This window comes from Flavobacterium gawalongense (assembly GCF_007097265.1).
Lineage (GTDB): Bacteria > Bacteroidota > Bacteroidia > Flavobacteriales > Flavobacteriaceae > Flavobacterium > Flavobacterium gawalongense.
Map to the genome: position 1 here is coordinate 1 of NZ_VJZP01000054.1, position 10,078 is coordinate 10,078.

Genomic DNA, 10,078 nt, shown 5'->3' on the forward strand with positions numbered 1-10,078 from the left:
ATCTTTAGGATCAAATTGATTCCACTTATTAGTTTGAGGCACAATAAATCGCTCGGTATTCACCGATGGATCATTGACATCTACTTTTTGCCCAAACTTTGCAAATGTCGGGTCATTATAATAATAATCTCTTCTTAGATTGTATTTTGAATTTCGCATGTCACCAGGGGAATAAAGACTATTCAATACCCAATTTGTCAAGGCAATCCTGCTGATTCCTCTTCCTCCCAAAGAATCACAAAGCAACATCCCTTTTTGTTGGTGGTAGCGGGATCCCCAAACTCTTCGGTGCTGAGGAAATCCTATTTCATCGGTTGTTCCTGCAGGCAAACTTGATCCTGTACCCCCTACCACTGATGATGGGTTTTCAATCTCTAATACCCAGATTGCCTCTTTGTTTCCTTGAGATCTCCTTTGGTTTCCATAGATAAACATATCGGCAAATGGATCTCCAGGCTGATTTGCTTTAACTCCATATCTTTGGTTTACCAAACTGAAATCACCGCTATTTATAATGACATCACAAGCTGCCTCTGCAAGATCATTTTTTCCCATCCTAAGATAAGCTTCAGCTAATACTTGGGAAGCCATTGCTGAATGGGCTCTTGAGTACATCTTTCCTTTTACATTACTACTAACATTGTTGACAGTAGGCAAATTTGTTTTTGCAAATACTAAATCATCCACAATAAGTTGGTTCAATTCGGTTAGATCTGCCCTTACAAAATCAGTCTTTGGTCCACTAACCGGAACTGTAATCAATGGCACTTTACCAAAAAGAGTTACCAGAGTATTATAAGCCAATCCTCTGTAAAACTTAGCCTCTCCTGCTATCTTATCTTTAGCAGCCTGAGCTAAAACCGTTTTAGGATTATCAAGGGCAGCAATAATTGAATTTGAATTATTAATAATTTTATATGCCCATTTCCATGTATATGATACTGCCGGATCTGTAGCGGTAAGATTCGCATAATTGGTAAAAGGAACACACCATGGATCTAAGTCTGCCGGAGACTTATTATAGGCAACATCAGTACCGATTTGCCAACAGCCCAACCAGCCCTGACCTGTCGCATTAGGTAAAGAAAGAAATGTGTGCCAGGCTGAATATTGGTTTTGCAAACCAACCAGAGCCGCATTTAATCCCAGCTCATCATTGAGTTCTGTAGGATCATAACTTGAATATAATTTTTCATCTAAATAATCATTCTGACAAGAGCTAACTCCCATTAAAATCAGAAGACTAACCATATATATTTTATTTTTCATTTTAAAAGTTATTAAAAGTTATTACTTATTTTAGAGTGATATTAGTGCCAATTGTAAACACACGAGTCAAAGGATAACTATTAGTGTCGGCTGCTACACTTTTATCAAAATCAGCCTCTGGATCCCATCCAAACCATTTGGTCCAGGTTACAAGGTTTCTACCGCTCATATATATTGTTAATCCTCCTAAATTTAATTTATCAAGTACTTTAGTATTGGCTACATAACTTAGAGTTATATCTTTTAGCCTTGTATAACTGGCATCTTTTGGATAATTATAATCTCTTGTATTGGTATAAGAAAGTGCAGGTCTTGAATCATTCTGATTTGCCGCTGTCCAATACCCGATTCCTGCAGGTAAATTTTGTCTGCCTCCAAAGTCTCTATAATCCAACAAGTTATTGCTTTTAGTAATTCCTTGTGCTGTTTGTATGAAAACATTTAAATGGAAATCTTTATAATGAAAAGTATTGGTAATCCCTCCTGTCCATTTTGGACTAGTCTGGCCTAAAACAACTCTGTCAGCCGGAGTAATAGTTCCGCTTCCATCGGTATCGGCAAATTTTAAATCTCCCGGTTTAGCTGAAGGGTCTACTCCTGAAGGATCTTCTCCTACCTGCCATACTCCTACTTGTTTGTAATCATACACCACACCTATTGGCTTACCTATGAACCATCTATTACCGATGTCATCTTTTTTATCGCCGTATAAATCAACAATTTTGTTTTTATTAGTCGCAAAATTGGCACTGGTCTCCCATCTAAAATTCCCTTTATTAAGAACCGTAGCTTTTAGCGAAATCTCCAACCCTTTATTAGACACTTCTCCCAAATTTTGTAATACCTGACTATAACCCGTTATAGCTGGTATTGCACGTAACAACAATAAATCTTTGGTATGTGTACTGTACCCATCAATAGTTCCGGAAATCCTTTCGTTTAACAATTCAAAATCCAACCCAACATTAGTTCCAAGGGTACTTTCCCAAGTAAGATCTTTATTACCCAGTACATTGGCTACAACACCTACGGTACTAACACCATTGAAAGGCAATCTGACAGTAGTCGCAGTTGATGAAGTCACGTTTGGATCAATTGCCTGATTTCCTGAAAGTCCATAAGAAGCTCTTAATTTCAGATTACTAACAAAATCCGAATTTTCTAAAAACTTTTCTTTCGAGATATTCCAACCTAATGCTACCGAAGGGAACAAACCATATTTTGAAGAATTAGATCCAAAAGCGGAGTAACCGTCTCTCCTTGCTGTAGCGGTAAAAAGATACTTACTGGCATAAGAATAATTCAGTCTTAACATTTGTGACAAAAGGTTTGACTTGTATCCCAATGAGTTGGCTGACACAGAAGATGCAGTCGATAGATTATTGAAAGCCAACTGATCATTAATAAATCCTGAAGCAGATGTAGTAGATGAAAAGAAATCGGTTTGTTGTGCACTATAAAGTCCGGTAATCGCAATACTGTGATTTTTCCAGCTTTTGTTGTAATCAAATATATTCTCAACAGTCATACTTGTTGTTTCGCTATTCGATATCATAGCCGTACCCAATAAATCTCCCGTTTTTCTGCCTAAATAACTTTGAAACTGAGTCGGAACCAAAGTATATCCTACATTTAATTTGTATTTAAATCCCGGTAAAAAATCTGGTGTTAAATCAAAAAAAGCATTCGCTGTAATATTTTGGTTTCTGTCGTTACGAGGACTATTCAACCTAGCCAATGGGCTTCTGAACACAAGTTCTCCAAACATTGGATACACTTCATAATCTCCATTTGCATCATAAAGAGTACCATAAGGACTCATTATGCCTGCCAAAGTTAAATTAGTATGGCCACCGTCATAATTATTGTTTGTCAAAAATAAATTTACTCCTCCGTCTAAATAAGGTGTTATTTTGGCATTAATATTTGATCGAAGACTCCCACGTTGAAACTTATACCCTTTTAACACTCCTTTTTGCTCCAATAGATCTCCTGAAATATAGTACTTAACACTTTCGCTGCCTCCAGAGATACTCACATTATAATTTTGAATTTTCCCTAGTTGATCCACCTGATCCATCCAATCGGTAACTACTCCATTTGCATAGTTTTGTTGCTCAAAAAGATTCGGTAAAACATTCGTATCTGATGATCCGGACTGTGTCTTCCAGTCTGCATATTTTTGCACATATTCAGCTGGTCCCATAGGATTTATTCTATTAGAAAACTCTTCAATACCTGTATAAGTGTTGAATTTTATAACTGGTTTTCCTGATTCTCCTTTTTTGGTAGTAATCAAAATAACACCATTTGCTCCCCTGGTTCCATAAATCGCGACTGCCGAAGCATCTTTCAATATTTCCAATGACTCAATATCATTAGGATTAATATCATTTAAAGATCCGCCTGTAGTACTAAATGGCATACCATCCAAAACGATAAAAGGCCCTGTAGAAGCACTAATAGAATTCGCCCCTCGAATTTGGGCAGAAGTTCCACTTCCAGGAGCAGATGAACTCTGAGTTACATTTACCCCGGCAACGGCACCTTGTACAGATTGTAGCACATTGGTAACAGGAAGTTGAGAAAGCCTTTCTTTAGACAAAGAAGTAACAGACCCTGTCACATCCGACTTTTTCTGACTACCGTAACCTACTAGAACAACTTCCATTAATTCCTCTAATGTTGGAATGACATCTTCCAAAGAAACGTTATAGGAACTGGTATCGCCTATTTTTTGTTCCTTTGTTTTATAGCCTAAATAAGAAAATTCCAGAGTCTGTCCAACAGATGCAGAAATACTGTATTTTCCATCCGTATCGGTGCTTACTTCCTTCTTTGTTTCTTTAACAATTACGTTAACTCCTGGTACAGGGAGATTTAAAGGGTCGGTAACAGTCCCTGTAATCATTTTTTCCTGAGCATAACCCGATGTATACATGATCATACTCATCAAAAGAATAATCTTCTTTTTCATATAATATTTAGTTTAGTTAATCCTCAAATCTATTTATAACTTACTCATATTACGCAAAAAAACAACATCAAAAAGGTATTACGCAGCTCTAGGTGTTGATAACTTTTGAAGTCAACATAAGCAGCTTGTTGAGCTGCTAAATAGATTTGAGTTTTCATTGCAAAATGATTTTTGTTAGTTCTTTGTTTTAGCCATTCTAATTTTATGTAAGCCACGATGGATAATACATAATGGTTCATTTGAGTTTTTATTTTTTTTGTTGGTGATTTTGCTAAACCAGTGTTACTTTTTATAGATTTATGATATTCTTCCATTCTGCCAAATTTTTTGCTGAAGTATTAGCTCTAAGAATAAAATGCCTAAGATTATATTGCGTTACAGCCTTGGTAGTTCCAACAGCTGACATTACTGGTACTGGTAATGGTTTTTTTGAAAACATATTAATGTTTTGAACCAAGTCCTCTTCGTTAAATCCACTTTTTATTTCTGCTTTTGGAGCATCCTGTTGAAATGCGTAATCACCTTCCATTCTTGTGGTACTGATGAGCATAAAACCTATTTTTTCTTCCAAAGTCATTTGAGAAATCAAATTTTTAACTCTGGTTTCATTTGGTAATCGCCAATCTTCATATTGATCCAGTTTACCATTTTTATTCAAATCTTTAAATTCGTACCCTTGCGATTTGATGATTTGAACCCCCTGGTTTCCTAATTTTACTTGTACTGGACTTTGCGCAAAAGTGGCAAAAGACAACAAAGTAAATGATAAAATTCTCGTAATGTTTGTGTGATAATTAATCATAATCGTATTTTATGAGATTAATGTCTCTAAAAAAAAATTGAGATACTGTTTTAATTTCAATATTTAATATAATGGTTCGACCGGAAAAGATGTGAAACATTTTAAGTGTAGTATCTTTTTTTAAACATGTTAGGAATATAAGGGCATGTATTATTAAAGCATAAAATGATTTTATTTTCACAAAAAAACCAGAAGAACCAATATAATATTAAAAGTTATAGAGCATATTTCATAGATGGTTTTTAAATTTATAACCGTTGTTATTTTTTATCTTCCGGCTTTTTGGTCCATCTTTCTCTTAAATAATGAGCCGCCTAAAAGGTAACACATCACAACAAGCTGTGACATTGATTCCATCTATCTGATTTAAAATTGGTATAAGTCCATCTCCTCTATCTCCTGTTCCAATTATACCGATATTAATAGTATCATTAAAGGAAATAAAATTTCCAAAAACAGATGTTGAAGCTGCCAATGGTAAAGGTCCTAATAAGCTTCCTTTTATAATAAATTCCCTTCTGTCCATATATTATAATTTAGGTTCCCATCCTGGTGCATAATTACGGCTCCACAGTTTCATGGCATCACGATCAAACATACTTCCTGTTTTATCGTCAATGGCGAATCCTTTTCCAATTCGGAAGGCAATATTAGAATAGTGCACCATAGCCATGCTGATACTTGCATCCTCGATAGGCGCAGTCAGTTTTGCTTTCCCACGTATAGCGTCGAAGAAGTTAATCATGTGAGTGGTTGTCATATCGCCTCCACCACCCAAAGCGGTTCCTCCTTCGCTAGATTCCAACTTACTGGATTTAATTATTTTTCCGCTTCTGTCATATAGTATATATTTTTTCCGATTGACAAAAACAGAGCCTTCGCTACCATAGATAATGGTGCCTCGGCCATCACCTCCGTAGATATCATAACCATTCCGGCTTTTGCCATCCCATTTTATGATTTTATCCCCTGAAAAACGAAAAGTGGTATCCATGGTGTCGTACATCTCCCACCCATCATTGACAAAATGCCGTTTGCCAGCTTCAACCTCAACATGAAGGGGAAAATCAACATTCAAGGCCCAACGTGCTACGTCCAGTTCATGAGTTCCATTATTACCAGCTTCCGCAGTGCCATATTCCCAGCCGTACCAGTGCCAATTATAGTTCCAGGTTTCTTCTGTGTAGTCACGTCTTGGCGCAGGTCCTTGCCACAATTCCCAATCCAACCCCTGTGGAACAGGAGCGCTTTTTTGAATTGGCACCTCACCCCGAGCGTTGGTGTAAAAGGCTACAGCTTTATAAGGTGTACCAATTATTCCATTATGGATTTCTTTAATTATTTCGATAGTGTGTTCCGAAGATCGCTGCTGGTTGCCCATTTGCACTACTTTGTTATATTTTTTGGCAGCCTGAACCAGCAGTTCGTTTTCATTCATGTTGTGACTGCAGGGTTTTTCAACATATACATTTTTTCCAGCATGTAATGCCATAATGGAACCCGGTGCATGCCAATGGTCTGGTGTAGCATTAATCAGGGCGTCTACCTTTGGATCTTGAATCACTTTTCGAATATCATTTTCTAATTTCGGTTTATAATCTATGTGTTCCGAAAAATTTTTTAAAGCCTGTGTACGCTGACTTTCCATAACATCGCACAAATACAATAAATTAACATTGGCCTCTTTTATTGCAATAGGTTCGTAAAAGGCACCCAACCTGCGACCAAGGCCAGCTATGGCCACATTAATCCTGTCGTTGGCCCCGATTATCCGGCGATAACTGCTGGCTGGCATTCCCATTACGGAACTGTTCATTGCAACTGCTGCACTTCCCAAAATTGTTTTCGTGATAAAGTTCCTTCTTGTGGTCATTTTAAATTGAGTTTAAAGTGATTTTATTTTAAAATTCCTGAATGACACACGATTTCCATGGTCTTGCAGAAGGATGTGCCCTTTTTCAGCTTCTCCAAAGTTTGGCCATTGAGCATATTTACTCTCGGATACCAATTTACGGAATTCAGGACTTTTTCGTTCGTACTCCAAAACTTTTGCGCCATTTAGCCAATACTCAACATGGTTATTTTTTGACATGATGTAAGCACTGTTCCATTGCCCAACAGGATTCACCGGTTTATTGGAATCCGCCTTGATTAAATCGTATAACGAGGCTATTGTTCTGCTTCCTTCATGGCTTCCCAACTTAGCGTCAGGATGATTTTCATCATCCAAAATCTGGTATTCCAAGCCAATAGAAGAGCCAGAACCTTTATTAATATCGGTATCTACATAATATTTAATGCCACTGTTGGCCCCCTTTGTTATTTTGAAATCGACTTGGAGTTCAAAATCACCATATAATTCGGTGGTTACGATATCACCACCTGCAGAAGATTCTGCTCCTCCGCTTGCAAGTACAATAAGCTCACCATTCTCGATTACCCATCCTTTTTCGGGAAAGGCATCCAATTTGGCCCCGCGCCATCCGTTGGTAGTCTTCCCGTCCCAAAGCATCTTCCAACCTAGTTTGGCCTCATTGGTGGTAAGCTTATTAATTTTGTCCACAACGGGCAGAGGGCTTTTTTGGGCGTATTTTTCCAGATTATCGGTCAGTATGCGAATATTCCTCCATGCAATTTCAGTCCCGGGTTTATGGTCTCCGTAAATTCCGTGCACTTGCAACCCTATGAATCCGCTGGCGGTTTGGTCGTCCATTAAATGTGCCGCCGGCACCCCGTTTATCCATGTTTTTAAAGTATCGCCAATAGCTTCTACCCTATAATGATTCCAATCGTTTTGTTTAAAAGCTTTCTTTGCGGCCGTATTATCATCAGCCACTGGGTGCAACCACCCTCTTCTTGCTTCGTCATATATCCCTGCGCTCCATCCACGCTCCGAGGGGTCTATTTCTATTTGATAACCATGAACCCTTCCGTTCATATAATGCGGATAGCTGTTGCTCCTGATCTGGATTCCAGAATTCATGTTCGGATTTACCTTATACTCTAATTCCAATATAAAATCACCGTACATTTTATTTGAGCTCAGAAATGTATTTGGTTGTTCATCTGCCGTGGTACCCACAATGGCTCCATCTTTTACTTTATACAGAGCATTGCCTCCTTTAATGGTCCAGCCGTTTAGCGTTTGTCCATCGAACAAATCCACCCAGGGCGTTGTGTCTTTTTTGGTTTTATTAAAACCTGAAAGTAGTATTAGGACAAATAGAAGCGGGATGATTTGAGCTGAGCGAAATTTCGTTGTTGATTTCATCATTTTTTTTTTATTTGTTTATCATTTATTTAAAAAACACTAGTAGTATGTGGGTTATAGGTAGCTCAAAAAAATAACGCAATCACTTTCTATTACCCTGTCAAATTCATTCCACTAGTTAATAATTTACAAGAGAAGATAACGATCCCCATTTAATTTTATCGACTTACTTACATAAAAAACACTTACGATATCAAGTGAATGTTGAAAGGACATTACTAAAAAGGTAATCTAAAAAAATTAGACATGCATTTTTGACCTGTCAATAAATTCAGAACCTCAATAAACACAGGGAATACAGAGTGGCATTTAAGTAAGTAAGTCGATAATTTTATAACCGTTGTTATTTTTTATCTTCAGGATTTTTTGCCCATCTTTCTCTTAAATAATGAGCCGCCATTTTGGGTTTTCTGTCCCTTGTGAACACCCCTTTATAATTAATCCCTCCAAATCGAATAACCGCCTGACCTGTTTTAAAATCAGCAAAAGCCCAAACATGCATTCCTGCCACAAAATCTTTTGTATCTGCTACATCAAGATAAGCTTTAATGAATTGCACCTGATATTCTTCCGTAAACATTTCTGCCTGATCTGCATGCATTCCAGGAAAGGTATCTGCCCCAAATTCGGTAATAACTATTGGCTTCTTTAATTTACTATATAAATCATCTAACTCATCGCTAAGCATCTTGGCTCCGGTTTTAATATCGCCCTGATTCGTATACCAACCCCAATAACGGTTAATACATACTACATCAGATAATGCCAACCATTCTACTGGCCCACCCATTACTCCAACAAGTGTTTTTAGTCTGGTCGGATCCAATTTTTTTACAAGGTCAAATAATTCTTTAAACAAAATCACTGATTGTGGATCTGCTTTTTTTACATCTACAGGTGATAAATTAATCCCTTCTGGAAAAGGTTCATTAGCAACACTCCACATCACTACCGATGGATGGTTTTTATCTCTTGTAATCAGTTCCTCAATATACTTTTTACAGGCAATTTGTCTCAATTTTAATTCTTCCTTGTCTCCATGGAAATACAAACCAACAGCCGGAATTTCATTGATGATTAATATTCCTTCTCTATCGGCCATATTCATATATTCTTCATCGTATGGATAATGTGATGTTCTGTAAGAGTTCGCGCCTACCCATTTCAATAAGGAATAATCTTTTATAATTACCGGGTTTGCTGTGCCTCTTCCAAAAATAGGAAAATCTTCATGTTTGCCAAATCCTTTTAGAAATACAGGTTTTCCATTTAAAAGTATTTGTTTATCATTAGTCGAAATGGTTCTTACCCCTGTTTCCAATTCATAAATATCTATAATACGACTGGCATCACTGATACTAACTGAAACTTTATAAAGAAATGGGTCTTCTGTGGACCAAAGTCGTACTTCAGGAATTTTAACAAGCACATTTGCAGTATTGCCATTTAGAACAAATTCTGATTCGTATACTTTGTTATTTCCAGAAATAGTAACTTTACCCTTGGTCGCTTTTCCTTCAGTATCTACTTTTACACTAACAGAACCAATGGTATTTTCAAATCCTGTTTGTACCGTCAGATCTTTAATAGTAGCAACTGACTGAACGGTGTATAACAATACATCACGCTGTAAACCCGCATAAGGAAAAAAGTCAAAATTAGCTTTTGGATTGCTGGAGAACATTCCTCCGGCTACACCTCCTCCAGTGGGAACACGAGTTGGTTTTAATACGTTTTCCAATTGGATCGTTATTCTGTT

8 protein-coding genes are annotated in these 10,078 nt (G+C 37.2%); all 8 read right to left on the minus strand.

Annotation, left to right across the window (positions count from 1 at the left end):
• Positions 1-1,269, minus strand: a 1,269-nt coding sequence (locus FNW38_RS16755; RefSeq protein WP_144065096.1) for a RagB/SusD family nutrient uptake outer membrane protein, incomplete at its 3' end; no start/stop codon positions are given.
• Between the two features lie 25 nt (positions 1,270-1,294).
• The gene (locus tag FNW38_RS16760) at positions 1,295-4,246 is read right to left on the minus strand and encodes a SusC/RagA family TonB-linked outer membrane protein (RefSeq protein ID WP_235890235.1); all 2,952 of its coding nucleotides are present in this window, start codon (positions 4,244-4,246) and stop codon (positions 1,295-1,297) included.
• Between the two features lie 44 nt (positions 4,247-4,290).
• Positions 4,291-4,560 (minus strand): hypothetical protein, encoded by a 270-nt coding sequence (locus tag FNW38_RS16765; RefSeq protein WP_144065095.1) that lies wholly within the window; start codon positions 4,558-4,560, stop codon positions 4,291-4,293.
• Entirely contained in the window at positions 4,536-5,048 is a 513-nt protein-coding gene (locus FNW38_RS16770) for a hypothetical protein (protein ID WP_218043838.1), read from the minus strand. The genes FNW38_RS16765 and FNW38_RS16770 overlap by 25 nt, the downstream gene beginning before the upstream one ends.
• Positions 5,049-5,346: 298 nt before the next feature.
• Positions 5,347-5,574, minus strand: coding sequence for a hypothetical protein (locus FNW38_RS16775; RefSeq protein ID WP_144065094.1), 228 nt, complete (start codon positions 5,572-5,574; stop codon positions 5,347-5,349).
• Positions 5,575-5,577: 3 nt separating this feature from the next.
• Entirely contained in the window at positions 5,578-6,921 is a 1,344-nt protein-coding gene (locus tag FNW38_RS16780) for a Gfo/Idh/MocA family protein (RefSeq protein WP_144065093.1), read from the minus strand.
• 12 nt (positions 6,922-6,933) lie between these two features.
• Positions 6,934-8,319: a 3-keto-disaccharide hydrolase gene (locus tag FNW38_RS16785; RefSeq protein WP_144065097.1), complete on the minus strand. Its 1,386-nt coding sequence runs from the start codon at positions 8,317-8,319 to the stop codon at positions 6,934-6,936.
• A 343-nt stretch (positions 8,320-8,662) separates the two neighbouring features.
• Positions 8,663-10,078, minus strand: a 1,416-nt coding sequence (locus tag FNW38_RS16790) for a glycoside hydrolase family 2 TIM barrel-domain containing protein (protein WP_144265603.1), incomplete at its 5' end; no start/stop codon positions are given.

Bases quoted from the DNA above. Each gene is read 5' to 3' on its own strand.
- FNW38_RS16760 (WP_235890235.1), bottom strand. From the start codon at position 4,246: ATGAAAAAGAAGATTATTCTTTTGATGAGTATGATCATGTATACATCG.
- FNW38_RS16765 (WP_144065095.1), bottom strand. From the start codon at position 4,560: ATGGAAGAATATCATAAATCTATAAAAAGTAACACTGGTTTAGCAAAA.
- FNW38_RS16775 (WP_144065094.1), bottom strand. From the start codon at position 5,574: ATGGACAGAAGGGAATTTATTATAAAAGGAAGCTTATTAGGACCTTTA.
- FNW38_RS16770 (WP_218043838.1), bottom strand. From the start codon at position 5,048: ATGATTAATTATCACACAAACATTACGAGAATTTTATCATTTACTTTG.
- FNW38_RS16780 (WP_144065093.1), bottom strand. From the start codon at position 6,921: ATGACCACAAGAAGGAACTTTATCACGAAAACAATTTTGGGAAGTGCA.
- FNW38_RS16785 (WP_144065097.1), bottom strand. From the start codon at position 8,319: ATGAAATCAACAACGAAATTTCGCTCAGCTCAAATCATCCCGCTTCTA.